This is a genomic window from Acidovorax sp. SRB_14, from assembly GCF_012932145.1.
In the GTDB taxonomy this organism is placed as follows: domain Bacteria; phylum Pseudomonadota; class Gammaproteobacteria; order Burkholderiales; family Burkholderiaceae_C; genus Simplicispira.
In genome coordinates, this window is record NZ_MWOK01000008.1 from 1 (window position 1) to 26,547 (window position 26,547).

The window sequence follows — 26,547 nt, forward strand, 5'->3', positions numbered from 1 at the left end:
CGTGCCGCCGGCGGGCTTGAAGGCCAGCAGGCGCAGCAGCGCCATGGTGAGCGCGGCGTATTCGTCGGGCGCCAGGCCCAGCTCGGCGCGCCCGTGCAGGCAGATGCTGTAGAGCAACTGGGTTTCGTCGGCCGGCAACAGCGCCGCCAGGCGTGCGGTCTCCACCGCGTCGGGGTCGCTGGCATCCACGACATCGGCCATCTGCGGCACGGCCTGCAGCACGGCCATGCGCTGCAGCACGGCGCCCATGTCTTCGAGCGTGGAGGCGGCAGACAGGCCGTTGACCCGCAGCACGTCGGCGGTTTCGACCACCGTCTTGCCGTCGCCCAGCGCCAGGGCGTCGATCAGGCGAAAGACGTAGGAGCGGTCGACGCTGCCCAGCATCAGGCGCACCGTGGGCTCTTCAAGCTTGCCGCTGCCAAAGGCAATCGCCTGGTCGGTCAGCGACAGGGCGTCGCGCATCGAGCCGCGCGCGGCGCGCGACAGCAGGCGCAGCGCCTGCGGCTCGGCAGGCACCTGCTCGGCGGCCAGCACCTGAGTGAGGTGGTCGAGCACGGTCTCGGGCGCCATGGGCCGCAGGTTGAACTGCAGGCAGCGCGACAGCACCGTGACCGGCACCTTCTGCGGATCGGTCGTCGCGAGCACGAACTTGAGGTATTCGGGGGGCTCTTCCAGCGTCTTCAGCATGGCATTGAAGGCCGTGTTGGTGAGCATGTGCACCTCGTCGATCATGAAGACCTTGAAGCGCCCCTGCACCGGCTTGTAGACCGCCTGCTCCAGCAGGCTCTGCACCTCGTCGACGCCGCGGTTGGAGGCCGCGTCGAGCTCGGTGTAATCCACAAAACGGCCGCTGTCGATGTCCCGGCAGGCCTGGCACACGCCGCAGGGCGTGGCCGTGATGCCGCCCTGCCCGTCGGCGCCCTGGCAGTTGAGCGATTTGGCCAGAATGCGCGACACGGTGGTCTTGCCCACGCCGCGCGTCCCCGTGAACAGGTAGGCGTGGTGCAGGCGCTGCTGCGTGAGCGCGTTGGTGAGGGCCTGCACCACGTGCTCCTGCCCCACCATTTCGGTAAAGTTACGGGGACGGTATTTGCGGGCCAGCACAAGATAGGACATGGGGGCTGATTCTATGTGCGCGCACGCCACGCCTTCAGCGGCGCTTCATGTTGCCGCGCCACCATGTGGTCTCTTGACAAGGAAAGCCGAACATGGACACCCCACCCACCCTCCGCCGCTACAACCGCTCCTCCATGGCCTTGCACTGGCTCATGGCCGTGCTGCTCGCGGCCACGGTCGCGGCCATAGAACTCAAGGGCATCTACCCCAAGGGCAGCCCGGGGCGCGCGCTTCTCCAGTCGGTGCATTTCAGCCTGGGTCTGTCCGTTTTTGGCCTGGTCTGGCTGCGCCTGCTGGCGCGTGCGCTGGGCACGGCGCCGCCCATCACGCCCGCGCCGCCCGCCTGGCAAACGCGGCTGGCCCACCTGGTGCACGCCGCGCTCTACCTCTTGATGATCGGCCTGCCCCTCCTGGGCTGGCTGAGCCTGAGCGCCCAGGGCCAGCCGGTGGCCTTGCCCTGGGGCGTGCCCCTGCCGCTGGCGCCCCTGGCCGAGAGCCGCGACACGGCCCGCTGGCTCAAGGACCTGCACGAAACCGGCGCCACGGTGGGCTTTGTGCTCGTCGGCCTGCACACCGCCGCCGCACTGCTGCACCACTATGGGCTGCGCGACAACACCCTGCCGCGCATGCTGCCGGGCCAGCGCTGAGCGCACCGCTCCTAGCGCCATCGCTTACAATACGCTCTGACGGGCCTCCCCGCATGGTCAAGCGGCCAACCGGGTCAGGTGGGGAACCAAGCAGCCCTAACTGTGGAGCCAGTGCCGGGGGTAAGGCTCGTCAACTACATATCGATTTTCGGTTTCTCCTCTGAAACCGGCGATCTCCAAGGCTGGCGCGGACTTCAACGCGATTCGATGTGCTCCGGACGTGTGAACCTGACACCTCTGGAGTACCCACAATGGCATCCCCCTAGACCGATTCCCCGCCTGACGCGCAGGCGTCAGACGTTCTTCCTGACCATCGTCAAGCCGGTAGACCTCAAACGCGGCCCCTCCGACCGCTACGCCTTCCGGGCGACTCTGGGCACCCGAGACGAATCGGTTGCATGCATCAAAGCCCTGTCGATCCGCGCAGACCTTGAGACACAATGGGCCGCCGAGCGCGAGCGCCGACGACCACAACCTGCCATAGCCACTCGCTGAAGGCCGACGTTGCTGACGGACCGGATGACCGCTTTCAGGGTTTTCGACTGACAACAATTGGTCGGTTCCGCCAGTTCGCAGCCCGTGAGAGCTGCCTTCCAGCATCGTCCAGCTTATCCCCAAAATTCTGCGGGATACATTACGTTAGGCGGCGCAAACTCCGACGGAGCGATACTTTCGGTTCGTTCCCTCACAACACAAGAGAAACGCCATGAACTCAGTGGTTCACTTCGAGATGCCGTATGACGATCAGGCGCGCATGACCAAGTTCTATGAGCAGGCCTTTGGCTGGCAGACCAAGGCACTTGGCGAGGCAATGGGAAACTATGTTCTTGCAACAACGACCGAGACTGACGAACGGGGTCCCAAGAAGCCAGGAGCAATCAACGGCGGCTTCTTCCCCAAGAAGCCGGATTGGCCAGCACAACATCCGTCCGTTGTCATCGCAGTCGACAACATCACCGAAGCAATGAAGCAGGTGCAACGGGCCGGAGGCTCCGTGCTTGGCGAACCTATGGAAATACCGGGCGTCGGGCAGTATGTATCGTTCACCGATACAGAAGGCAACCGAGTGAGCATGCTTCAACCTACCCCGCGCAACTGAGACAAAAGCAGGCAATGGGTGCCGGCCAGAAAGCGCCGCTTAACCCACATTCAGGCGCTGAACGCCGCCATCATTTGTTTGAAGAGAGGTTGCACGCTGTCAAGAAGGCTGTGTCCCAGGCGGGCATTTGCAAGCTCGTATCGATGCAGACCCTGCGCCACAGCTTTGCCACGCACTTGCTGCAATCAGGCCCCGATATCCGAGCAACTGTTTTTTGTTCAGGCATAGTCCTGAGCATCAAAAACAAGGTGGGAGATAGGAAATGGCACGTGCGAAGAAGACCCCTGACCCGTTGCGACTGCAAATGCACGCGTGGAGCATGCAGCCGCAGAGAAGCGGAAGCGAGCGCAACGACCGTTTCCTGCGACTCCGTTTGAGGAAGCCCTGGCTTTCGCGAGGACGATCTACGCATTCGGAAGTGGGCAACCTGTTCGGAGGCTTAGCGTCTTTGATCATCTCGGCAAGTCGCCCGAGAGCGGCCCCAGCCGTCAACTGATCGTCAACGCCAACAAGTACGGCTTGATAGAGGGCGGCTACCAAGCGGATCACCTGAAGATCACCGCCGACGGATTGAAGGCGGTGGATACCGACCCGGCACCACGCGAACAGGCGAAGGCGCGGGTCAAGCTGGCCATTGAAGACATCGCGCCATTTGCAGGCCTCTATGCCCGCTTCGTCTCTAACAAACTGCCCGCCCGGGCCGCCTTGATCGATGCGGCCAAAGACGTGGACGTAGCCGACGAGATGAGTGAAGAGTGCGTCGACACTTTCATCGTCAACCTCCGCTTCGTTGGCTTACTACAGACGCTCTCCGGCGCCGAGCGGATCATTACGGTCGATCATCTTCTTGACTCGCTTCCAGCGACCCTAGGCCGGGTGGCGGGTGCTCCCTCTTCATCGACGCACAGCGGGCGAGCCGCGCCCTCAGTCGACGGGCGAAGCGAGCGAACTCACGCGATTGTCACTACAGAACAAGCACACTTTGAGACTACGTGTTTCTACGTCACGCCGATTGGCGAAGATGGCAGCGATCAGCGTAAGCATGCCGACCTGTTCCTCGGCTCCCTGATCGAACCGGCACTTGAACAGTTTGGATTGAAGGTGGTTCGCGCAGACATGATCGACAAACCCGGGACGATCACGAGGCAGATCATCGAATACCTGTTGCGCTCCCGTCTCGTCATCGCCGATCTGTCTTTCCACAACCCAAACGTTTTCTACGAACTTGCCCTACGCCATGCAGTGCGATTACCGGTCGTTCAGCTTGTTCGTGCGGCTGATCGGATCCCCTTCGACCTGAACCAGATTCGCACCGTACGCATCGACACCAGCGGGCTGCACGAGTTCGTCCCAAAGATCGAGACCTACCGGTCCGAGATCGCGAGCCAAGTTCGGCGGGCACTGGATGACCCGGACGCGGTTGACAACCCAATCACCACTTACTACCCGAGCATGAGAGTCCACATCGACGGCGCCCCAAGCCATTCGTAGCCCATGGCGGCCTGTCACTCGTGTGTGAACTTTGTGTGCTCCTCTGAGGGTGGCACAATGCCATTTCCCCTCTGGAGCACTACGTAAAACGTAGGTCTCGTCAACTTCTTCTCAAAAAGCCTGCCGGACACAATGCCCGGCAGGCTTTTTTATGGGCGCCCCGGCCTCAGTGGCGGCCACGGGGCTTCTTGGGATCTGCAGCGTCCCCGCTTTTGGCTTTGCCCTGCCCCAGGCGCGATTCCGTGCCTTGGATCAGCCGTCCGATATTTTCTCTGTGGCGCCAGGCCAGCAGGGCCGACATGGCGACGATGGCCGCGGCGATGCTGCGCTCGGCGTCCCAGACCACGCCGCCGCCGAGCAGGTAGAACATCGGCGCAAACACCGCCGATGCGAGCGAGGCCAGCGACGAATAGCGCAAGAAGAACGCCACGATCACCCAGGTGGCCAGCGTGGCCAGCCCCAGCCAGCCGCTGAAGCCCAGCAGCACGCCCAGCGCCGTGGCCACGCCCTTGCCGCCCTGGAAGCGGAAGAACACCGGCCACAGGTGGCCGAGGAAGGCCGCGAGCCCGACCAGGGCCTGCGTGCCCTCTTCGAGCCCGTACGGCGCGCCGAACCAGCGCACCAGCACCACCGGCAGCCAGCCCTTGGCCGCGTCGAGCAGCAAGGTCACCACGGCGGCCGCCTTGCTGCCCGATCGCAGCACGTTGGTGGCGCCGGGGTTCTTGCTGCCGAAGGTGCGCGGGTCGCTCAGGCCCATGGCCCGGCTCACGATCACGGCAAACGACAGCGAGCCGAGCAAATAGGCGGCAATGACCGCCAGGGCGGAATAAACGATGGGCACGGGTGACTCTCCTTGTTTTTTGATTCGGGCAGCGGCTGCCGCTGCAGCGCGGCGCCATTCTGCCAGCCGGCCCGGCCTGCGCTAGTCGGCCAGGGCACAGGCCACGGGCTTGGCGCCCAGCAGCTGCACGCAGACCTGCGGGTCGATCTGCACCAGATAGCCGCGCCGCCCGCCGTTGATGGCGATGCGCGGCAGCGCCAGGATGCTCTCTTCGATGTACACCGGCATGGCGCGGCGCGTGCCAAACGGCGAGGTGCCGCCCACCAGGTACCCGCTGTGGCGGTTCGCCACCTCGGGCGTGCAGGGCTCGACGCTCTTGGCGCCGATCTGGCGCGCCAGGTTCTTGGTCGACACCTTGCGGTTGCCGTGCATCAGCACCAGCAGCGGCTTGGCGTCCTGGTCCTGCATGACCAGGGTCTTGACGACGCAGAACGGGTCCAGGCCCAGCACCTCGGCGCTGTGCAGCGCGCCGCCGTGCTCCAGGTATTCATACGGGTGGCCGGTGAAATCCACCCGGTGCGCCTTGAGCAGTTGCGTCGCGGGCGTCTCGCTCACATGCCCGGCCTTGGGGTCTTTTTTTGCCATGTTCTTAAAAAGGATAGCTGCCAGCGCAGGCGGGGCCTGCGCTGGAGGTCGATGGGACCGCTGTGGGCGGCTCAGATCGCCGGGTCGTGCATCTCCGCGCGGAGCGCGTCGATGGCCGCCAGCAGGTCAGGCGCCAGCGTAGTGCCCCAGGCGTCGAGGTCTTCGTCGAGCTGTGCCAGCGAGGTCACGCCGATGATGGTGCTGGCCACCTGCCACTTGGTGTAGCAGAACGCCAGGGCCATCTGCGTCGGCGTGAGGCCGTGTTCGCGTGCCAGCGCGTTGTAGCGGCGCGCGGCCGCCAGCGCCTCGGGCCGGCCCCAGCGCTGCTTGCGCACCGATTCGTAGCGCGCCATGCGTGCACCCTTCGGCGCATCCGGGCCGGTGGTGCCGCTGGCGTCGAACTTGCCCGTGAGCAGGCCGAAGGCCAGCGGCGAATAGGCGAGCAGCGACACGCCCAGGCGGTGGCAGGTCTCGTCGAGCGCGTTCTCGTAACTGCGGTTGAGCAGGCAGTACGGGTTTTGCACCGAGGCGACGCGCGGCAGGCCATGCTGCTCGGCCAGGCGCACGAACTCGTGCACGCCGTAGGGCGTCTCGTTCGACAGGCCGATGGCGCGGACCTTGCCCGCCTTGACCAGCCCCGCCAGCGCGTCGAGCTGGTCGTGGATCGGCGTTTGCGAAGTCTCCTTGGCAGGGTCGTAGTACTTGGCGCCGAAGGCCGGCACATGGCGCTCGGGCCAGTGGATCTGGTAGAGGTCGATCACCTCGGTCTGCAGCCGGCGCAGGCTGGCGTCGCACGAGGCGACGATGTCGGCCGCTGTCATGCCGCTGCCTTCGCGGATCCACGGCATGCCGCGCGACGGCCCGGCCACCTTACTCGCGACCACCAGCTTCTGGCGTGCGCCAGGGTTCTTGGCAAACCAGTTGCCGATGATGGTCTCGGTCGCGCCATAGGTCTCGGCACGGGCGGGCACGGCGTACATCTCGGCCGTGTCGATGAAGTTCACGCCGCGTTCGAGCGCGCGCGCCAGGATGGCGTGGGCATCGGCTTCGCTCACCTGTTCACCAAAAGTCATGGTGCCCAGGCAGATGGGGGTGACGTGCAGGTCGCTCTGTCCGAGCCGGGTGGTGTGCATGCTGAGGTTGCCTCCGTTTTGAAGCGGGCCAGTTTACGGGCGCAGGCGCATTCCTGCCGGCGCCCGCGCCGCTTGGCAGACCGGCGCGGTGGATTGATTGCTATCGAAAGGAGAGCTGCAGGCGCAGACCCCTTCTACACTTCATACACCAAATCTCCCCGAAACCCAACAAATTCCAGCGCTGACTGCTCATGTTTCCGTAGCACAGCGCGGCGCCCGCGGCGCCTCAGGGCGCCAGGCCCCACACCGTGCGCAGCGCCGACAGCGTGGCCACGGTGGCCGGGTCGTGCTCGGCGGCGCGCGGGTAGATGAAGCTCAGCAGCGCACCCACGCGGGCATGCGGCCAGATCACGATCTCGCCGCGCTCGCTGGCCGGCAGCGCCACGTCCTCGCGCAGCAGCGACAGGCCGACACCGGCGCGCACCAGGCTTTGCGGCAGCGACACCTCGTCCGACTCGATCACCTGGCGCGGCGTAAAGCCCTGGCGCGCAAACAGGTCCTTGAGCAGGGTCTGCACATGGTGCTGCACCGGCGCGCCAATCCAGGGCATCGCGGCAATGTCGCGCCAGCCCGCGTGCAGCAGTTTCTGGCGAAAGCTGAACGGCCCGGCGATGCGGTACTGCAGCGTCTGCAGCGCCAGGCCCGCCACCTCGCGCGGAATGTGCGGGCCGATGTAGAACGCGCCCTGGAGCGCGCCGGCCGCCACCTGCTCGCGCAGCGCCTCGGCCGGGGCGTTGCGCGTCCGGATGTCCAGCAGCGGCAGGCTGCGCACCAGCGTGCCCAACAGCGAGCCCAGGCGCAGCGAATCGGGGTCGGCCACGGTGCCCAGCGTCAGCGTGCCGGTCACCTCGCCCTGCAGGTCGCGCGCCTTGCCCAGCAGGTGGCCGGCGGCCGTGAGCACCTGCTCAGCCTCGGGCAGCAGCGCCTCGCCCGCGCGCGTGAGGCTGATGCGCCCGGGGCGCCGGTCGAACAGCGCCACCCCGAGCTCTTCTTCGAGCGCCTTGATCTGCGCGCTGATGGCCGGCTGCGTCAGGTGCAGCGCCTCGGCCGTGCGCGTGATGTGGCCGAGCTGGGCGGCGGTGACGAAGGCACGTAGCTGGTAGATCTCCATGGGGCGCAGCGTAACGCGGACGGACAGGTCAGCTGCCCAGAAAGCGCACCTGCGTCGGCTCGATGCCCAGCTGCACCTGCGCGCCCGGCGGAAACATGGCCAGGCCCGCGTAGTGCGGCTGGTCGGTGATCAGCGCCAGCTCGCCCACGCGCACGCGGTAGCGCGAGAACTCGCCGAGGAACTCGGCGCTCTCGACCTGGCCGTCGAGCCACAGGCGCGAGGCATCGACCTGCTCGTCGCGCACGCAGATGTGGACCTGGTGCGGGCGGAACGCCAGCGCCGCCGCGCCGACGGCGGGCGCTTCCTGCGGGCGCGGCAGGCGCAGCGTGCCCAGGCCCTGCACATCGAAGCTCACGGTCTCGCCGCTCACGGCTGTGACGCGGCCTTCGAGCACGTTGGCGGTGCCGACGAAACCGGCCACGAAGCGGTTGTGCGGAAAGTCGTAGAGCCCGGCCGCCGAGCCGATCTGCTGCAGGATGCCCTTGTCGAGCACGGCCATGCGGTCGGCCGTGGTCATGGCCTCCTCCTGGTCGTGCGTGACGAAGATGGTGGTCAGGCCCAGCTTGCGCTGCAGGTTCTTCAGCTCCTCGCGCATCTGCACGCGCAGCTGCTTGTCGAGGTTGGACAGCGGCTCGTCGAGCAGCAGCAGCTTGGGCTCGATGACCACGGTGCGCGCCAGCGCCACGCGCTGCTGCTGGCCGCCCGAGAGCTGGCCCGGGCGGCGCTTGGCGTACTGCGACAGGCCGACGAGTTCGAGCACGGCGCCGACCTTGCGGCGGATCGCATCGCGGCTCTCGCGCCGCTCGACCAGGCCGAAGGCGACGTTGTCCCAGACGGTCATGTGCGGCCACAGCGCGTAGTTCTGGAACACCATGCCGATGTTGCGCGCGTGCGGCGGCGTGCCGGTGATGTCCTGGCCATCGACCAGCAGCTCGCCGCGCTGGTGCTGGTTGAAGCCGGCGATCAGCCGCAGCAGCGTCGACTTGCCCGAGCCCGAGGGGCCGAGCAGCGCGAAGAATTCGCCCGGCTCGATTGTCAAAGTGACGTCGCGCAGCACTTCGGTCGTGCCGTAGCTCAGGCTGATGTGGCGGGCTTCGAGGGAGACCTGGTTCAGTTGCATGGGAAGACCTTTGTGTGTTCTGCCTCAGGCCTGCGCGGCCTGCACCGTGGCGCGCGAGCGCTCGACGAAGCGGTGCGAAAAATATGTGCCCAGGCCGACCACGAGCACGGCCAGCACGCCGAGCGCGGCGCCCGGCCCGCGGCCCGAGATGCTTTGCATGTAGAGGTAGATGCCGTAGCTCATGGGCGCCTGGCTCTGCGCCGAGGCCAGCAGGATGGTGGCCGACAGTTCGACGGCGGCGGTGATGAAACTCGTGACGAAACCGGCCAGGATGCCGCCCGCCATCAGCGGCACCATCACGCGCCGGATGGTGCTGGCGCGCGTGGCGCCCAGGCTCTGCGCGGCTTCTTCGAGCGAGACGTGCACCTGCTGCAGCGCCGCCATGCACGAGCGCAGCGCGTACGGCAGTCGCCGCACCGCATAGGCCAGCATGATCAGCACCGCCGTGGTGACGACCGGCGTGTCGGTGAACGGCAGGTTCACGCCCTTGAACATGCGCAGGTAGCCAATCGCCAGCACCAGGCCCGGAATGGCCAGCGCGGCCGACGCCAGGTAGTCGAGCCACTGGCGCGCCGGCAGCGTGGTGCGCAGGATCAGGTAGGCAATCGCGGTGCCGATGACGACGTCCAGGCCCGCCGAGGTCAGGCAGTACAGCAGCGTGTTGCCGATCATGCCGCCCGCATCGGTGAACACGGTGGCGTAGTGCTCGAGCGTGTAGGCGTCGGGCAGCACCGAGAAGCTCCACACCTTGGAAAACGACATCAGCAGGATGCCGATGTGCGGCGCCAGCGTGATGAGCAGCACGAAGCCGATCCAGCCATAGGCCAGCAGCGACTCCCAGCCCGAGAGGCGGCGCTTTTGCAGCGCGCTGCCGCCCTTTTGCAGCGTCGCGTAGTCCTTGCCCTTCATCACGCGTGCGGCCATCCACAGTGCCAGGATCGAGAACACGATCATGATCACGCTGATGACGTAGCCCAGCGGGTCGTCGATGCCCACGGACGTGATGCGCAGGTAGGCCTGCGGCGCCAGCATGTTGGTCACGCCCATCACCAGCGGCGTGCCCAGGTCGTCGAACACCTTGACGAACACCAGCGCCGCGCCGGCCAGATACCCCGGCATCGCCAGCGGAAAGATCACGCGCCGGAACAGCCGCCAGCCGCGCGCGCCCAGGTTCAGCGCCGACTCCTCCATCGCGCCATCGATGTTGCGCATCGCGGCCACGAGGTTCAGCAGGATGAACGGGAAGTAGTGGATGCTCTCGACAAAGGTCACGCCGACCAGCCCGTCCATGATCGGCACCGTGAAGCCGAACCAGTCGTTGAGCAACAGGTTCACCGAGCCGTTGCGCCCGAAGATCAGCTGCAGCGCCACCGCGCCAACGAACGGCGGCATGATCAGCGGCAGCACGCCGAGCGTCTGGATCAGCAGCGCGCCGCGGAACTCGAAACGCACCGTGAGGTACGCCAGCGGCACCGCGATCAGGCTGGCAAAGAACACGCTGGCCAGCGACACGCACAAGCTGTTGAAGAACGACTCGCGGAACACGTCCTGCGCGAAGAAGTTGCCGAAGTGCCCGAGCGTGAGGCCGCCGGTTTCGTTGATGAACGCGGTGTAGACCACCAGGCCCACCGGCACGACCAGGAACAGCAGCAGAAACGCCAGGATCAGCGCGAAGGCCAGCCACGGCCCGGCACTGGCGGCCAGGCGCCACGGGCGGGGCACAGCGGTGGGGCGCCCCGGCAGGCGGGGCTGCGAAAGAACAGCAGTCATGGGTCAGGCTTTCATCAAGGCGCACTCGGCCGCGCCGCGCCACGCCGCAGCGGTCGGCCACGGCAGCGCAGGGCGAGGCCGGTGGCCGGCGGACTTACTTGGTCAGCGCGCGCGCGTCGCTGGCGAGCTTGGTGGCGCGCTCGTAGTTGTCTCGCGCCTTGGTGGCCCAGAGCTGCTCGAGGCCGGTAAGCTGCTTCGAGACCGCGACGTCGCGCCGGTTCTTGCGGAACAGCTCCAGGAACTCCTCGTTCCGGACATTGTCCGCGCCCACCAGCGGCGCATAGGCGACGTCGCGCGCCTGGCGCACCAGGGCGCTGCCTTGGGCGTTGGGCTTGGCTTTCAGCGCCTTTTCCGCGTCCTGAATCGCCTTGGTCGCGGCCTGCAGCTCCTTCAGGCGGAAGGTCACCATCTGGTCGAACAGGCTGGTGACGACCTGGTAGCGCGCTTCCGACAGGTTGGCGTCGAACTGCACCTTGGCGCGCTTGGCCACGTCCTGCGGCACGGGGTAGCCGGCCGGCGCCTTGAGCAGGTTGTACGGCAGGATCGGCAGGCGGCTGATCTTCGGGTCGAACAGCAGCTGCTGGCCCGCGGCCGACATGCTGAAGGCCATGAACTTCTTGGCCTCGTCGGGGTTCTTGCCGCCGGCGATCAGGCCGATGTTGGCCGGCACCACGGCCGTCATGCTGGGGTAGGCGAAGTCGACCGGGTAGCCCGAGTACTTGCCCGCCAGGCCGAAGAAGTCGATCACGATGCCGATGCCGTACTGGCCGTTGTTCACGCCGTCGGGCACGGCAAAGCTGCGGTCGGTCACGGCGGCGGCGTTGCCCATCATGGCCAGCAGCTGCGACCAGCCCTTGTCCCAGCCCTCGCCCTGCAGGATGGTCTCGACCGTGAGTTGCGTGGTGCCCGAGCGCGACGGCGACGAGATCGCGATGTGGCCGAAGTATTCGGGCCGCGTCAGGTCACTCCACTCCTTGGGGGCGGCGAGCTTGTGGGCCTGCAGGTAGCGCGTGTTCCACATGATCCCGTAGCCGGCCAGCGCCTGGCCGTAGTACAGGCCGTTGGGGTCGTTGAGCGGGTAGTTGCCGATCTTGGCGGGTGCGGCCTTGTTCACGGTCTCGGGTGCGGCCTGCAGCAGCTTGTTGCGCGCCAGCACCTCGAAGGCATCGGGGGCCGAGGCCCACATCACGTCGGGCCGCTGGCCCTCGGCCAGCTCGCGCACATAGGCGATCGCCGCCGTGGTGTTCTTGTTCAGGATCTCGAGCTTGATGCCGGGGTTCTGCGCCTCGAAGGCCTTCTGGTACGCGGTCGTGAGTTCCTTCGGGAACGAGGTCAGCACCGTCACGGTGCCGGCCTGGGCGCCGGGCAGCACGCCGAGCGCGGCCCAAAGGCCGGCGGCCACGGCCGCAAGGAATCGCTGGTTTCTTCTGCGTGGTTGCATGGCTGTCTCCTGGAGTTGTATGGCAGAGGCGGCCGACTCTAGGGCGGCTGCGCGGCAAAGACCAATCATTGTTCGTGATGGAGCGCATCAGCGACAGGAGCGCACGGGTTATCCCTGACGCCCCGCCCCGCGCGCCGCGCCTTGTCCCTGCCTTGACTGACGGGGCACGCCGCAAGCCAGAATAATCCGCGCCATGTACCAAGCCACACGCCCCTCCCGCTCTGAATTTGTTCCGATCCGCTCGCTGCGCTACCACGTCCGGCGCTGGGGCACGCCCCGGGCGGGCGCGGCGCCGCTGGTGCTGGTGCACGGCTGGATGGACGTGGGGGCGTCGTACCAGTTCGTGGTCGATGCGCTCTCGCCGGCGTTTGCCGCAGGGCGGGAGATCATCGCGCCCGACTGGCGTGGTTTCGGCCTGACCGAGCCGCCGGCGGGCACCGACCACTATGTCTTTGCCGACTACCTGGCCGACCTGGACCAGCTGCTGGATCATTGCGCGCCCGGCCAGGCCATCGACCTCGTGGGCCACAGCATGGGCGGCAACGTCGCCATGATGTACGCCGGCGTGCGCCCCGGGCGCGTGCGCCGGCTGGTCAACCTGGAGGGCTTTGGCATGCCGGCCACGCAGCCGTCGAAGGCGCCGCAGCGCTACGCGCAGTGGATGGACGAGCTCAAGAGCCTGCAGCGCGGCGAACTGGCGCTCAAGGGCTACGACAGCGCCACCGGCGTGGCGCAGCGCCTCATGAAAACCAACCCGCGCCTGCGCGCCGACAAGGCCGCGTGGCTGGCGCAGCACTGGGCGCGGCCCAACGCGCAGGGGCGCTGGGACATCCTCGGCGACCCGGCGCACAAGGTCACCAGCGCGCAGCTCTACCGCGTGGACGAGGCGCTGGCCCTCTACCGCGCCATCACCGCGCCCACGCTGGCCATCAAGGCCAGCGACGACAGCCTGGGCCAGTGGTGGAAACACAGGTACACGCTGGCCGAGTACCACGAGCGCCTGGAGTCCGTGTCCGACTGCCGCTGCGCCGTGGTGCAGGATGCCGGCCACATGCTGCACCACGACCAGCCGCAGGCCGTGGCCGCGCTGATCGAGGAGTTTTTGCGCGGATAAGCAGTCCAATCGGCCTCCAGCGCTTAGTGGGCCTGCGCATGTAGCTATTCTTTTTGCTATACGCGATGCCAGCACCCGCCGGCAACCGGGCTGGCAGCCGCGCTTTCACGGAGATCGGGGCCGCTGGAGGCCGCCACGCCGGGTCCATGAGAAAATCGCGGTCTATTTCACCGAACACACAGGACAGCACCATGGACGCAGAACACATCAACCAGATCGGCAACACCCTCATCGACCTGTCCGAGCGCACGCAAGAGTTACGGGGGTATCTTTGACTACGATGCCAAATTTGAACGCCTGCGCACGGTAAACGCCTCGCTCGAAGACCCGGCCGTCTGGAACGACCCGAAGAAGGCCCAGGAACTGGGCAAGGAAAAGAAGTCGCTCGACGGCGTGGTGCTCACGCTCGAGCGCCTGACGCGCGAGCTGGCCGACAACACCGAGCTCTATGAGATGAGCGTGGAGGAAGGCAACGACGCCGACCTGCTGGCCATCGCCCAGGAAGCCGCCAAGCTGCAGCCCGAGATCGAGGAGCTGGAGTTCCGACGCATGTTCCGCAACGAGGCCGACCCGCTCAACTGCTACCTCGACATCCAGGCCGGCGCCGGCGGCACCGAGGCCTGCGACTGGGCCGGCATGCTGCTGCGCCAGTACCTGCGCTACGCCGAGCGCAAGGGCTTCAAGACCACGGTCGACGACGAGACTCCCGGCGACGTGGCCGGCATCAAGGGCGCGACCATCCACATCGAGGGCGAGTACGCCTACGGCCTGCTGCGCACCGAGACCGGCGTGCACCGCCTGGTGCGCAAGAGCCCGTTCGACAGCTCGGGCGGGCGCCACACGAGCTTTGCCAGCGTGTTCGTCTACCCCGAGATCGACGACTCGATCCAGATCGACATCAACCCGTCGGACGTGCGCACCGACACCTACCGCGCCTCGGGCGCGGGCGGCCAGCACATCAACAAGACCGACTCGGCGGTGCGCCTGACGCACATCCCCACCGGCATCGTGGTGCAGTGCCAGGACGGCCGCAGCCAGCACGGCAACCGCGACATCGCCTGGCAGCGCCTGCGCTCCAAGCTCTACGACTTCGAGATGCGCAAACGCCAGGAAGAGGCCCAAAAGCTCGAGGACACCAAGACCGACGTCGGCTGGGGCCACCAGATCCGCTCGTACGTGCTCGACAACAGCCGCATCAAAGACCTGCGCACGAACGTCGAAATCTCCGCCACGCAGAAAGTGCTGGACGGCGATCTCGACGCCTTCATCGAAGCCTCGCTCAAGCAAGGCATATAAGGAGAACCATGTTGCCAATGCGTGACGGACAGGCGCCAGCCACCGCGATCCTGCGGAGCGACTACCAGGCACCGGCCTGGTGGATCGACACCGTGGACCTGGCGTTCGACCTCGATCCCGCCAAAACGCGGGTGCTCAACAAGATGCGCCTGCGCCGCAACCCGGAGGTGCCCGCGCAAGCGTTGCGCCTGGACGGGGAAGACCTCAATCTCTCGCGCGTGCTGGTCAACGGCGCGGGCACCTCGTTCAAGATGGACGCAGGCCAGCTGGTGCTCGAGAACCTGCCCGAGGGCGACGCGCCGTTCGACCTGGAGATCTTCACCACCTGCTGCCCGGACAAGAACACGCAGCTGTCGGGCCTGTACGTCAGCCAGGGCACGTTCTTCACACAATGCGAGGCCGAAGGGTTTCGCCGCATCACCTACTTCCTCGACCGTCCCGACGTCATGGCCAGCTACAGCGTGGTGCTGCGCGCCGACAAGGCGCAGTACCCGGTGCTGCTGTCCAACGGCAACCTGGTCGAGCACGGCGACCTGGAAGGCGGGCGCCACTTTGCCAAGTGGGTCGACCCGCACAAGAAGCCGAGCTACCTGTTCGCGCTGGTCGCGGGCAAGCTGGTGGCGCGCCAGCAGCGCATCACCTCGCGTGCCGGAAACGAGCATCTTCTAGAGGTCTACGTGCGCCCTGGCGACCTGGGCAAGACCGAACACGCGATGAACTCGCTGATGGCCAGCGTCGCCTGGGACGAGGCGCGCTTTGGCCTGTCGCTTGATCTGGAGCGCTTCATGATCGTCGCCACCAGCGACTTCAACATGGGCGCGATGGAAAACAAGGGCCTGAACATCTTCAACACGAAGTACGTGCTGGCGAGTGAATCCACCGCGACCGACACCGACTTCGCCAACATTGAGAGCGTGGTCGGGCACGAGTACTTCCACAACTGGACCGGCAACCGCATCACCTGCCGCGACTGGTTCCAGCTGAGCCTCAAGGAGGGCCTGACGGTCTTCCGCGATCAAGAGTTCAGCATGGACATGGCCGGCAGCCCGTCGGCCCGCGCCGTCAAGCGCATCGAAGACGTGCGCGTGCTGCGCACCGCCCAGTTCCCCGAGGACGCCGGCCCGATGGCGCACCCGGTGCGCCCCGACAGCTACGTCGAGATCAACAACTTCTACACCGTCACGATCTACGAAAAGGGTGCGGAAGTGGTGCGCATGATGCACACGCTGGTCGGGCGCGAAGGCTTTGCGCGCGGCATGAAGCTGTACTTCGAGCGCCACGACGGCCAGGCCGTGACCTGCGACGATTTCGCGGCCGCGATTGCCGACGCCAACCCGGCGAGCGAGCTGGCGCGCCTGCTGCCGCAGTTCAAGCGCTGGTACAGCCAGGCCGGCACGCCGCGCGTGCGCGCCACGGGCCGGTACGACGGCGCGGCACGCACCTACACGCTCACACTGGCGCAAAGCTGCGCGCCCACGCCGGGCCAGCCGGTGAAGGAGCCGTTTGTCATCCCGGTCGAACTCGGCCTGCTGGCGCAGGACGGCAGCACCCTGCCCCTGCAACTGGCCGGCGAAGACGCTGCGGGCGCCACCTCGCGCACCGTCGTGCTGTCCGAACCGAGCCAGACGCTGGTCTTCACCCACATCGACAGCGCCCCGGTGCCCTCGCTGCTGCGCCACTTCAGCGCGCCGGTGGTCCTCGACGTGGACTACAGCGATGCCGATCTGCTGGCGCTGCTGGCGCACGACGCCGACGCCTTCAACCGCTGGGAGGCCGGCCAGCGCCTGGTGCTGCGCTGCGCTATCAATGCCATAGCTGCCAGCGCAGACCCCATCATCGCTGCAGGCCTTTTTGACCAAAACTTCCTGAACGAGCCGGTGCTGCAGGCGCTGCGCAGCGTGCTGCGCGACCCGGCCCTGGACGCCGCCTACAAAGAGCTGGTGCTGACACTGCCGTCCGAGACCTACATCGCCGAGCAGCTCGACGTGGTCGATCCGCAGCGCGTGCACGCCGTGCGCGAAGCCATGCGCGCGCAGCTGGCGCTGGCGCTGCACAGCGACTGGCAATGGGCCTACGAGCAGCACCACAGCAACGGCGCCTACCGGCCCGATGCCGTCTCCGCGGGCCGGCGCGCGCTCACCGGCCTGGCCCTTTCCATGCTGTGCCTGGCCGCGCAGCACACGGGCGACGCCGTCTGGCCCGGCAAGGCGCTGCAGCGCTTCAAGGACGCAGGCAACATGACCGACCGCATCAACGCGCTGGGCGCCCTCGTCGGCAGCGGCCACGCGCTGGCCGCTCCGGCGCTCACACGCTTTCATGCGCTGTTCAAGGACGAGCCGCTGGTGCTCGACAAATGGTTTGCGCTGCAGGCTGGCAGCCCCGACCGCGGCGGCAACGTGCTGCCCCTGGTCAAGCAGCTGCTGCAGCACCCGGACTTCTCGCTCAAGAACCCGAACCGCGCGCGCAGCGTGATCTTCAGCTACTGCAGCGGCAACCCCGGCGCCTTCCACCGCGCCGATGCGGCCGGCTACGTGTTCTGGTGCGAGCGCGTCTGCGAGCTCGACGCCATCAACCCGCAGGTGGCAGCCCGGCTGGCGCGCGCCCTCGACCGTTGGCAAAAGCTGGCCGAGCCATGGCGCACCGCCGCGCACGAGGCCATCGCCCGCGTAGCGGCACGCGAAGGCCTCAGCAACGACGTGCGCGAAGTCGTCACGCGCGCGCTGGCCCCATGAATTGAACCGAAAGAACCCATGGCACAAAGAATCTCCCTCACCCGCTACCTCGTCGAACAGCAGCGCATCGACGGTCTCATCCCGGCCCAGCTGCGCCTGCTGCTCGAAGTGGTCGCGCGCGCCTGCAAGGGCATCAGCCAGGCCGTCAACAAGGGCGCGCTCGGCGGCGTGCTCGGCACCGCCGAGAGCGAAAACATCCAGGGCGAAATCCAGAAGAAGCTCGACATCATCGCCAACGAGGTGCTGATCGAGGCCAACGAATGGGGCGGCCACCTCGCCGCCATGGCGTCGGAAGAAATGGACGGCATCTATGTCGTGCCCAACCGCTACCCGCAGGGCGAATACCTGCTGCTGTTCGACCCCCTCGATGGCTCGAGCAACATCGACGTCAACGTCAGCATCGGCACCATCTTCAGCGTGCTCAAAAAACCCGAAGGCGACCGCGGCGTCGAAGCCGGCGACTTTCTGCAGGCCGGCCACCAGCAGGTCGCTGCCGGCTACTGCGTCTATGGCCCGCAAACCACGCTGGTGCTCACGGTGGGCGACGGCGTGGCCATGTTCACGCTCGACCGCGAGCAGGGCTCGTTCGTGCTCACGCAAGAGAACGTGCGCATTCCCGAAGACACCAAGGAATTCGCCATCAACATGAGCAACATGCGCCACTGGGACGCTCCCATCAAGCGCTATGTCGACGAATGCCTGCAAGGCGTCGAAGGCCCGCGCGGCAAGGATTTCAACATGCGCTGGATCGCCAGCATGGTGGCCGACGTGCACCGCATCCTCACGCGCGGCGGCATCTTCATGTACCCCTGGGACAAGCGCGAACCGAACAAGCCCGGCAAGCTGCGCCTGATGTACGAAGCCAACCCCATGGGCTGGATCGTCGAGCAGGCCGGCGGCGCCGCAACCAATGGCAAGCAGCGCATCCTCGACATCGAGCCAACCCAGCTGCACGAACGCGTCAGCGTCATTTTGGGTTCAAAAAATGAGGTCGAACGCGTGACAGGCTATCATTCGACGCTATAATTTGAGACTTCGCCGGTGTAGCTCAGTCGGTAGAGCAGCTCATTCGTAATGAGAAGGTCGGGTGTTCGATTCATCTCTCCGGCACCAATAAAAACAAAGACTTAGCCCAGCCTAACCAGCTGGGCTTTTTCATTGGCAAAACCGATGTAACGGTGGATGTAAGAGCGTTTTAATGCACACGCTAACGCACCCTCCCCCTGGAAGGGCCGAGGACCGGTGGATCACGCTAGCCTGCGTGTGGCTATAGCGCATCCAGTGCAGATAACAACCATGTTTCGTCACGCACCATGAGCAGAAAGCCAAGCGGCTCGCCCGCAGCTGTCGAGCGGGCGCTCGAGACTGCCAAGACCACGCAGTCCACTATCGAACTTCGCCGCGCCCTCGCTGTAGCCTTGCCAGTCTTGCATGGGCTGAGCCTTAGAGAAACGGCCGCCTTGGTCGGTCGGTCCGAGACATGGGTTGCCAAGGAGCGGCAGAACTTTATCCAGGAGCGGCCTAGGCAGACGGAAGATCGACCGCCGGGTGGACGTAGAAATCAGCTGATTCCTGCCGACGAAGAAGACTCTTTCATGGAGATGGTCTGCCAGCGGTACGTTCGCATACACACCCGATGGCGCCTTGGCATGTATCGAGGCCCGGAAAGGCACGAAGACATCTACCTGAGCTTTGCGGACGTGGCTCATGCCGCTCTAGAAGAACGCATTCAACGCAAGACTACAAGAACAACGGTCTACAACTTGATGGCCAGAACGGGTACACGTCGGTTCGCAAATTACAAAGCAGAAATGTGGGAGCTTGCATGTAAAAAGGACTTGCCAAATTCTATACACAACGACGCAAGGCTTTCAGATTTCCTTGCCAAACGGTATGGCCTGAGCCGCCGAAAACGTCGTTTACCAGGGAAAGGTCCGCCCCCATGTTGACACCAAACGCAGCGATTTCAGTCCGTCATTTTCATGCAGTTTGAATTTGAGACGCGGGCCTAAACTCAGCCCCGACAGTCCTTTCTCCGGCACTCAGCCGGCTCAAACGAAAGGACGAAATGACCGCCAGGCCCCCTTTGGATCTCAGTGACTTCAGATTCACTGCCAGCATCGACTACGTAACTCTCAAGGGCCTCACGAAGGAGCTCCTGCCATCGCTCGAAGGCAAAGCAAAATGGCCTCGGAGGTCTCCGGGCAAACTGACCGTGCACGATGCCACGGCTGCGGATATCCAGTCTTTGGCCGAGATCTTCCCGCTCGCCCTCATTGACGAACTGGAAGTCAGCGTTGACATCCGCACCGCCCAGCCGCTGAAGGCCGAAGTCCAGCACGAGGCTCTCAAAGCCTTCAAGGCCGAATTCGTGGCCAAGCGCCTCATGCCGACGTTCATCGACGGTACGAATAGCGGTTTCCGTGGCGCCTACGACCACGTCCTCAATAGGACCATCCCCTACAACTATCGGGTGCCAACTGCTTTCCAGCAGCTGCTCAACGGACACCGCAACGATGGCGTTCAGGTCAAGTGCTACTTCAAGCGGTCTGATCAGCGCAAAGCATTGCCGGTGGACCAGCACTGCATTCGCGTTGAGGTTCGTATGAACATGGTGGGCCTTAACCACCACAGCTTGGTGACTGTGCGGGACTTGATCGGTTTTAAGTTCCGCAAAGAGCTCATGGCGTATTTCACTCACGTGTGTGGCTCGCGGCTCCGGAGGGTACGCAAAACACGCAGGACGCCCCTCCTCGACGTGCTGCACTCAAAGCTGAACGAACTCGACCTGCCGCACTGGGAGCGCATCGGAGTTGGTGCCTTTTTGCCGGGCGGAAAACGCCAAAAGCCCAACCTTGTGTTCAAACGCGACATCGCTCTCAACGACAGGATCGGGCAGGCCCTCGGTCGCCTGGAGCGGTCGTTCGCCGTCGAAAAATTCGTGCGTTTTCTGGTGTTCCCAAATGAGAGAAGACGAGTATCCACGCGGGTTTCAGCTTGATGAAATAAGTCAGCTATGACTTACCTAACTAGGGCCCTCATCTCCCTCCCAGACAAGCGCTGACAACTCGCGTACATCAGCCCCTCATTTCCGTTCGTCATCACGTTTAAGAACCCTTCAACATGCCCAATCGCAAGACCGTGACTCCCATTGAAGTTGAGACCCGTACCGTAGTGGACACCGCTACCGCAGCCTTTCACCTCAACCGCCAACCGCAGACCCTGCGTGTTTGGGCTTGCTACGAAGACGGCCCCATTCGCCCCATCAGGGTCAATGGCAGGCTTGCATGGCCTGTTGCAGCCATCCGCAGCCTCCTCGGGTGTGCCCCCGCCAGCAATGACAACCACTTCAAGCACCGCGTTTGACATCGTTCCCGGGCCGACGCCTGGTGCTTACTCCTTAATCGACACCTAGAACAATATGAATGAATTCACCATTGAAGACGACTGCGTAGTGTCCAGCGACGACCAGCTCGGAGAACCAACGTTGTCGCATAACGCACTGCAAGATACGAACATTGCGACCGACACCGAAGAAGAGATCGGCAGCCTGACGGCCGCACAGGACGTCGTGGCCAGTTACAGCCTTCCTGGCGACCAGATCGTTATAAACGTTGGCCCTGATTACCAAGGAAGCCACGCAGAAGACGAGGTGGACGCTGCAGGTGCAAATGATGTCCATTCGGAAGCGTCTAAAACTCAACATGAAGGACTGGCAACTGCTCATCGCGCGATCCTGGCGCAGGAAACTATGCGCGATCCACGCTCCGTCGTGTTTCCAGGATTTCCTCCGGAAGAAGACCCCCAGGAACTCGAAGAGTTGCTTAAGGACTTAGGCCTGAACGACAAGGTCGGCTCGACTTCTGCAGTCGAGAACTCCGCGCTCACCCCGTCAGAGCACTCACCTGCCCCATCTGAAAAGGAGCGGGCGTCTGACGGCCGCTCGCCAGAGTGCACCGTCTCATCAGAGACGCCCCATGACCTCCCAACCATCCAAGTCAAGCCCGGACAACTGCATGAGGCGCTTGCTGCAGCAGAGCGCATCCTGGCACAGGCAGGCAACTACTACCAACGCGGTGACCGGGTTGTGTGCATTAGGCTCGACCCACTGACCAAGACCGTTCATATCCAGGAGATGAGCGGACAAAGTCTGGTAGTGACGCTTGCCGGCCTGAGCAAATGGTCTCGTTTTGACAAACGCACCGGCGGCTGGACAGCAATCGACCCATGCCCCCGTGTCTGCAGGCTCCTCGCAGAATCGTGGAGGTACAGCCAGCTTAAGGTTCTCAAGGGCACGGTGCTCCAGCCGCACCTGCGCACTGACGCCACTGTCTGCACCACACCAGGCTACGACCCAGAAACGGGCCTGCTTGGGTTGTTCGATACAGGTGAGCTGGGTGTCCCTGACCATCCAACCCGTGAGAATGCAATGAGCGCGCTGGAGTTGCTCAACGACCTCCTGTCCGAATGCGCATTTGCTGGGCCTGAGGACCGCTCTGCAGCCCTGTCAGCACTGCTGACAGCAGCCGTTCGCTCGAGCCTCCCCTTGGCCCCGATGTTTCACGTCATGGCCCACCAACCCGGTTCAGGGAAGTCGTATTTGTGCCAGCTCATCAGTGCTGTAGCCACAGCTACTCCTGGTGCGCCAGTGGCTTTCCCTCGGAGCAACGATGCTTGCGACAAACTGCTCCTGGCCCAGTTGATGAAGGCACCTGCAGTCATTGAATTCGACAATCTCACCAGTGATCTGCGGCCCTTCGACAAGCTCTGCTCAGCGCTGACTTCTGAATATCTTGAGGGCCGCCAACTGGGCCTCTCGCGCACTGTGGTTGTCGGGACTAAGGCACTGATCCTGTCGAGTGGCAACAATGTGCGTCCTATCGACGACATGGTGCGCCGGTGCATCTGTATCCATCTCGACCCTGGTTTGGAAACACCCGCAGCACGGGTCTACACGCGCCCTCACCTTCTCGATGAGGTCCGCAAGGAACGCATCAAGTACATCGCAGCAGCCCTGACTATCGTGCGCGCCTGGGTTTTGGCGGGCCAGCCCATGGCTAGCTGCCAATCAGTGGCGAGCTATGCAGCCTGGAGTGACTGGTGTCGTCAGCCCCTGCTGTGGCTGGATCAGCCAGACCCAGCGTCCTGCGTTTTCCAGGCGCTCAAGGAAGACCCGGCACAACTGCTGCTCGGGCGCGTCCTTCATGGTTGGCGTGAGAAACACGGCAGCTCACCGAAGATGGTTCGCGATGTCGTGCGAGCAGCGGTACATCTTGATGATGCTGATGATTTCCGGGATGCACTTGCAGAGGCCGCCGGCGGCGCTGAAACGATCAACGCCCGCAAGCTCGGCAACTGGCTTGCACGGAATGAAGGCAAGATCGCCGGTCCCTACAGGCTGCGCCGGGCCGCCAAGACAAGGAACGCCGAGAACTGGGAGGTGATCGAGTCGGTTAGGTCGGTTGCGTCGGTTTCTGCCAGCGCGCTCACTGCATAGGTTGCAGGCGCGAAGTCTGCAAACCAGTTCCGATTCAACTTTCACACTGATGCCAGGGAGTTTTCACACTCCTGGCGTCAGCAACCCTATATCTTGATATTCATGGTGAAACGCAAGCTCTATCAGGCAGTTCTTTGCATCCGGCGGATAACGCAAGAACGCCGCATGAGACGCAGAACTTTTATGCATCCGCACCTGGAGTCAGTGCATGCTGGCCCAGTGCTTGTCCAAGAAAAAGTTCAAACAAGTAACTGCCTTCAGCGCGCCATGCTCACCGCCTCGGTCGGGCTCGTACTCCACTTGTAAGAACTCACTGCCGACTTAGCCCTTCCTATTTGATCAAACACTGACCCGTTGGAAAACAGGGCGTTATATCAACTTGAGCAACTCATGCCACTGCCAGCCAGCAACGGCAATGCCGGGCTCCCCCGCTCCCTTAGTGCTTCATACAACTGCGCCGGCCCTAGCAAGATGGCCTTGAGCCCGGAGCGCACCTTCTCGCTGTCCAGCGCCTGTTTGCTCATGGTTGTGTAGGCGTCAAATGCGTCGATGATGGCGTCCGTCAACGCGCTGTCCAGGTCAGGTGAGTTGTCGAACTGGCCCTTGCTGTTATTGCTGGCCTGCTGCACCAGAATCTCCGACTCCAGCAGCTTGCCTTTGACATGGTTCACATAGACCAGCTTGTCGTCGTCGGTCAGTTCGCCCTCAAAGAGGTCGTTCACCTTGGCAACGATCTCCGACAGCAGTACCTTCAACTTGTCCTGCACCGCGCCAGCGCCGCTGTCGGTCAGGGGCTGCAGCTTGTACTCACCGTCCGTGTCGTGCAGCGCCAAGCTGCGCCGGCCCTGTTCCTTCAGCCTGTGGTGCGTCAGTACCACCTTGGACAGGTCTACGCCCTCGCGCTCACGGCCAAAGTCCAGCAGGGGCAGCAGGCGCTTGAAAAAGATGGCGCGCTTTTCGATGGCGGTGTTGCCGTAGTCGAACACCTGCCCCAGGAAGGCGTACACGCGCACAAAGGTGCCCAAGTCGCGCTTGAACAGCGTGAGAGCCGCCAGTTCATCCTTGGCGGCCTGCGCTGCCGGACCGTCTACGATGGCGCTGCTTTCCGCGTTCTGCAGGGCCTGCCGCGCTGCCTTGTAGCGCTTGAGCAACCGATCGGCCACGGGCTCGATCGCGGCCACCAGCATGGCCTGCGTGGCCTTGAGGTTCATTTCAGCGAGCACCACGCGCTCGACCTCGAACTCGTCGTAGTGGCCTGAAGCATCGAGCTTGGCGCGCAGGTCATAGACCAGATGCGGGTCGGTGACGCCAGCCAGTTCGGCGGTCTCGTAATAGGTCCTGAACGCCGCCAGAACGTCATCCGGCTCGTTCACGAAGTCGAGGATGTAGGTGGTGTCCTTGATCCCGAACGGGCCGTTGTAGGACCGGTTGAGACGGCTCAGGGTCTGCACCGCCTGGATACCACCCAGGCGCTTGTCCACGTACATGCCGCACAAGAGCGGTTGGTCAAACCCGGTCTGAAACTTGTTGGCCACCAGCAGGATTTGGTACTCGTCGGTGGCAAACGCCTCGCGCATGTCACGGCCCTTGAGGTTCGGGTTCAGCGCGGTGCTGTTCTCCGACACCGGGTCGGGCAGGCTCTGCGGGTCGTTCACCTCGCCCGAGAACGCCACCAGCGCGCCGAGCTTGTAGCCGTTGTCCTGGATGTACTTCTGCATGGCCAGCTGCCAGCGCACCGCCTCTTGGCGGCTGCCCACCACCACCATGGCCTTGGCGTGGCCGTCCAGCAGGGGTTGCACGTTCTCGCGGAAGTGCTCCACCACCACGGCCACCTTCTGGCTGATGTTGTACGGGTGCAGGCGCACCCAGCGCATCAGGCCCTTCATGGCCTCATTGCGCTCAACCTCTTTCTCGTCCCACTCCTTGCCGTTGTTGGCCAGCTTGATGGCCAGCTTGTAGGGAGTGTAGTTCTTGAGCACGTCGAGGATGAAGCCTTCCTCGATGGCCTGGCGCATGGAATAGATGTGGAATGGCGCGGGCAGGTTGCCCGGGCCGGCGGGCTGGTCAGGTTGGGGGCGGCGGCCAAACAGCTCCAGTGTCTTGGACTTGGGCGTGGCGGTGAAGGCCACGTAGGTGATGCCGGTGTCGTTGGCGCGGGCCGCCATCTGCGCAGCCAGCAGGTCTTCGGTGCCCACCTCGCCACCGTCGGCCAGGTCTTGGAGTTCTTCGGCGCTCAGCAACTGCTTGAGCTTGGACGCCGCCTCGCCGGTCTGGCTGCTGTGCGCCTCGTCGGCGATCACGGCAAAGCGCTTGCCCTGCGTGGCGGCCAGCTCCTGCACGGCCTTGAGGGCGAAAGGGAAGGTTTGGATCGTGCAGACCACAATCTTCTTGCTGCCGCCCAGCGCCTCGGCCAGCTCGCCGCTCTTGCTGCCCGCATCACCCTTGATGGTGGCCACCACGCCCTTGGTGCGCTCGAAGTCAAAGATCGCCTCTTGCAACTGCGCATCGAGCACATTGCGGTCGCTGACCACCAGCACGCTGTCAAACAGCTTGTGGTTCTGCGCGTCGTGCAGGTCGGCCAGAAAGTGCGCCGTCCAGGCAATCGAATTAGTTTTGCCGCTGCCCGCGCTGTGCTGGATCAGGTACTTGTGCCCGGCACCCTCGGCCAGCACGGCGGTCAGCAACTGGCGCGTGGCGCCCAGCTGGTGGTAGCGCGGGAAGATGAAGCCGGTCACCTGTTTTTTGCTGTCGCGCTGGGTGACGAGGTAGCGGCCGATGATCTCCAGCCAGCTGTCGCGCTGCCACACCTGTTCCCACAGGTAGGCCGTGCGGTGGCCCTGGGGGTTGGGCGGGTTGCCCGCGCCGCCATGGTCGCCCTGGTTGAAGGGCAGGAAGCGCGTGGCAGGGCCAGCCAGGCGCGTGGCCATCATCACCGTGCGGTTGCTGACCGCAAAGTGCACCAGCGCGCCGCGTGGAAAGTCCAGCAGCGGCTCGGCAAACGGCCGGCCCTTGGGCTTGGGGATGCGGTCAAAGCGGTACTGGTCCACCGCCGCGTTCATGTCCTGCGTGAAGTCGGTCTTGAGCTCGGCGGTGGCCACCGGGATGCCGTTCAAGAACAGCACCAGGTCGATCACGTCGTCGTGACCGGTGCGGCACTGGCGAACCACGCGCAGGCGGTTGGCGGCATAGCGCGCCTGCAGGTCGGGGTTCATGGCCAGCGCGGGCTTGAACTGCGCCAGCTTGAGCGGACTTTTAAGCCCCAGCAGGTCGATGCCCACGCGCAGCACTTCGAGCGTTCCCCGGTCGTCCAGCGCCTTGCGCAGGCGGTCCAGCAGCATGGCCGGGGCAGCGGCGCCGTGGTTCTTGCTCAGAGCCGCCCAGGCTTGCGGCTGCGTGGCCTGTACCCAGGCCAGCAGATCGGCGGGGTAGAGGGCGCGGGGGGTGTCGTAGCCGCTCGCATCGCCCTCGGTGCCCGGCACGGCGTAGAGCCAGCCGTGGGCCCCCAGGTGGTTGCAGATGTCGTGCTCGAATTCGATCTCGTTGTGCAGTGCCAC

18 protein-coding genes, 1 tRNA gene and 1 other RNA gene are annotated in these 26,547 nt (G+C 64.6%); 11 read left to right on the forward strand and 9 right to left on the reverse strand.

Going from position 1 to position 26,547, the window contains the following annotated elements; genetic code table 11:
- A partial coding sequence (dnaX, locus tag B2J86_RS08000) for a DNA polymerase III subunit gamma/tau (RefSeq protein WP_173025173.1) occupies positions 1 to 1,116 on the reverse strand: 1,116 nt, incomplete at its 3' end.
- 92 nt (positions 1,117 to 1,208) lie between these two features.
- Between dnaX and B2J86_RS08005 the strand changes: the two genes are divergently transcribed.
- The 4 genes from B2J86_RS08005 to B2J86_RS08020 all read left to right on the forward strand — a co-directional run bounded on the left by B2J86_RS08005 (position 1,209) and on the right by B2J86_RS08020 (position 4,353).
- Positions 1,209 to 1,763, forward strand: a complete 555-nt coding sequence (locus B2J86_RS08005) for a cytochrome b (RefSeq protein ID WP_169170298.1) — start codon at positions 1,209 to 1,211, stop codon at positions 1,761 to 1,763.
- A 38-nt stretch (positions 1,764 to 1,801) separates the two neighbouring features.
- An RNA gene (gene ffs / locus B2J86_RS08010) (signal recognition particle sRNA small type) lies at positions 1,802 to 1,898 on the forward strand.
- 571 nt (positions 1,899 to 2,469) lie between these two features.
- Positions 2,470 to 2,862, forward strand: a complete 393-nt coding sequence (locus tag B2J86_RS08015) for a VOC family protein (protein WP_169170299.1) — start codon at positions 2,470 to 2,472, stop codon at positions 2,860 to 2,862.
- 312 nt (positions 2,863 to 3,174) lie between these two features.
- Entirely contained in the window at positions 3,175 to 4,353 is a 1,179-nt protein-coding gene (locus tag B2J86_RS08020) for a hypothetical protein (protein ID WP_173025174.1), read from the forward strand.
- Between the two features lie 166 nt (positions 4,354 to 4,519).
- Here B2J86_RS08020 and plsY read toward each other — a convergent pair whose 3' ends face one another.
- From plsY to B2J86_RS08055, 7 genes are all read right to left on the reverse strand, one after another.
- A complete protein-coding gene (gene plsY, locus B2J86_RS08025) occupies positions 4,520 to 5,194 on the reverse strand; it encodes a glycerol-3-phosphate 1-O-acyltransferase PlsY (protein WP_169168311.1) in 675 nt (224 codons plus the stop codon).
- Positions 5,195 to 5,275: 81 nt separating this feature from the next.
- Positions 5,276 to 5,779, reverse strand: coding sequence for an aminoacyl-tRNA deacylase (locus B2J86_RS08030; protein ID WP_169635646.1), 504 nt, complete (start codon positions 5,777 to 5,779; stop codon positions 5,276 to 5,278).
- 71 nt (positions 5,780 to 5,850) lie between these two features.
- A complete protein-coding gene (locus B2J86_RS08035; protein WP_169168309.1) occupies positions 5,851 to 6,912 on the reverse strand; it encodes an aldo/keto reductase in 1,062 nt (353 codons plus the stop codon).
- A gap of 226 nt (positions 6,913 to 7,138) precedes the next feature.
- Positions 7,139 to 8,023: a LysR family transcriptional regulator gene (locus B2J86_RS08040; RefSeq protein WP_169168308.1), complete on the reverse strand. Its 885-nt coding sequence runs from the start codon at positions 8,021 to 8,023 to the stop codon at positions 7,139 to 7,141.
- A 28-nt stretch (positions 8,024 to 8,051) separates the two neighbouring features.
- The gene (locus tag B2J86_RS08045; protein ID WP_173025246.1) at positions 8,052 to 9,137 is read right to left on the reverse strand and encodes an ABC transporter ATP-binding protein; all 1,086 of its coding nucleotides are present in this window, start codon (positions 9,135 to 9,137) and stop codon (positions 8,052 to 8,054) included.
- Between the two features lie 30 nt (positions 9,138 to 9,167).
- On the reverse strand, positions 9,168 to 10,913 hold the full coding sequence (locus B2J86_RS08050; protein WP_254068004.1) for an iron ABC transporter permease: 1,746 nt from the start codon (positions 10,911 to 10,913) through the stop codon (positions 9,168 to 9,170).
- Between the two features lie 94 nt (positions 10,914 to 11,007).
- Complete coding sequence (locus B2J86_RS08055) at positions 11,008 to 12,354, reverse strand: ABC transporter substrate-binding protein (RefSeq protein WP_173025175.1); 1,347 nt, start codon at positions 12,352 to 12,354, stop codon at positions 11,008 to 11,010.
- 193 nt (positions 12,355 to 12,547) lie between these two features.
- Here B2J86_RS08055 and B2J86_RS08060 point away from each other — a divergent pair, with 193 nt between their 5' ends.
- From B2J86_RS08060 to B2J86_RS08090, 7 genes are all read left to right on the forward strand, one after another.
- Positions 12,548 to 13,468: an alpha/beta fold hydrolase gene (locus tag B2J86_RS08060; protein ID WP_173025176.1), complete on the forward strand. Its 921-nt coding sequence runs from the start codon at positions 12,548 to 12,550 to the stop codon at positions 13,466 to 13,468.
- A 191-nt stretch (positions 13,469 to 13,659) separates the two neighbouring features.
- Positions 13,660 to 14,764 (forward strand): peptide chain release factor 2 gene (gene prfB, locus B2J86_RS08065; protein ID WP_173025177.1). Its coding sequence is split into 2 segments (ribosomal slippage): positions 13,660 to 13,740 and positions 13,742 to 14,764, totalling 1,104 coding nucleotides; the frame shifts between segments, so codons are not numbered across the junction.
- 17 nt (positions 14,765 to 14,781) lie between these two features.
- Positions 14,782 to 17,496, forward strand: a complete 2,715-nt coding sequence (gene pepN / locus B2J86_RS08070) for an aminopeptidase N (protein ID WP_173025248.1) — start codon at positions 14,782 to 14,784, stop codon at positions 17,494 to 17,496.
- An 18-nt stretch (positions 17,497 to 17,514) separates the two neighbouring features.
- A complete protein-coding gene (locus tag B2J86_RS08075) occupies positions 17,515 to 18,522 on the forward strand; it encodes a class 1 fructose-bisphosphatase (RefSeq protein WP_173025178.1) in 1,008 nt (335 codons plus the stop codon).
- A gap of 11 nt (positions 18,523 to 18,533) precedes the next feature.
- Positions 18,534 to 18,609 (forward strand) — tRNA-Thr (locus B2J86_RS08080).
- A gap of 955 nt (positions 18,610 to 19,564) precedes the next feature.
- Complete coding sequence (locus tag B2J86_RS08085) at positions 19,565 to 20,497, forward strand: hypothetical protein (RefSeq protein ID WP_173025179.1); 933 nt, start codon at positions 19,565 to 19,567, stop codon at positions 20,495 to 20,497.
- Positions 20,498 to 20,917: 420 nt separating this feature from the next.
- Positions 20,918 to 22,993, forward strand: a complete 2,076-nt coding sequence (locus B2J86_RS08090) for a hypothetical protein (RefSeq protein WP_173025180.1) — start codon at positions 20,918 to 20,920, stop codon at positions 22,991 to 22,993.
- Positions 22,994 to 23,367: 374 nt separating this feature from the next.
- Here the strand turns inward: B2J86_RS08090 and B2J86_RS08095 are convergent, their stop codons facing one another.
- Positions 23,368 to 26,547 (reverse strand): DEAD/DEAH box helicase family protein, encoded by a 3,180-nt coding sequence (locus tag B2J86_RS08095; RefSeq protein ID WP_173025181.1) that lies wholly within the window; start codon positions 26,545 to 26,547, stop codon positions 23,368 to 23,370.

Coding starts and splice junctions, on each gene's coding strand:
- pepN (WP_173025248.1), top strand. CDS start 14,782: ATGCGTGACGGACAGGCGCCAGCCACCGCGATCCTGCGGAGCGACTAC.
- B2J86_RS08085 (WP_173025179.1), top strand. CDS start 19,565: ATGACCGCCAGGCCCCCTTTGGATCTCAGTGACTTCAGATTCACTGCC.
- B2J86_RS08060 (WP_173025176.1), top strand. CDS start 12,548: ATGTACCAAGCCACACGCCCCTCCCGCTCTGAATTTGTTCCGATCCGC.
- B2J86_RS08015 (WP_169170299.1), top strand. CDS start 2,470: ATGAACTCAGTGGTTCACTTCGAGATGCCGTATGACGATCAGGCGCGC.
- B2J86_RS08055 (WP_173025175.1), bottom strand. CDS start 12,354: ATGCAACCACGCAGAAGAAACCAGCGATTCCTTGCGGCCGTGGCCGCC.
- B2J86_RS08035 (WP_169168309.1), bottom strand. CDS start 6,912: ATGCACACCACCCGGCTCGGACAGAGCGACCTGCACGTCACCCCCATC.
- B2J86_RS08075 (WP_173025178.1), top strand. CDS start 17,515: ATGGCACAAAGAATCTCCCTCACCCGCTACCTCGTCGAACAGCAGCGC.
- B2J86_RS08030 (WP_169635646.1), bottom strand. CDS start 5,779: ATGGCAAAAAAAGACCCCAAGGCCGGGCATGTGAGCGAGACGCCCGCG.
- B2J86_RS08050 (WP_254068004.1), bottom strand. CDS start 10,913: ATGACTGCTGTTCTTTCGCAGCCCCGCCTGCCGGGGCGCCCCACCGCT.
- B2J86_RS08040 (WP_169168308.1), bottom strand. CDS start 8,023: ATGGAGATCTACCAGCTACGTGCCTTCGTCACCGCCGCCCAGCTCGGC.
- B2J86_RS08090 (WP_173025180.1), top strand. CDS start 20,918: ATGAATGAATTCACCATTGAAGACGACTGCGTAGTGTCCAGCGACGAC.
- B2J86_RS08005 (WP_169170298.1), top strand. CDS start 1,209: ATGGACACCCCACCCACCCTCCGCCGCTACAACCGCTCCTCCATGGCC.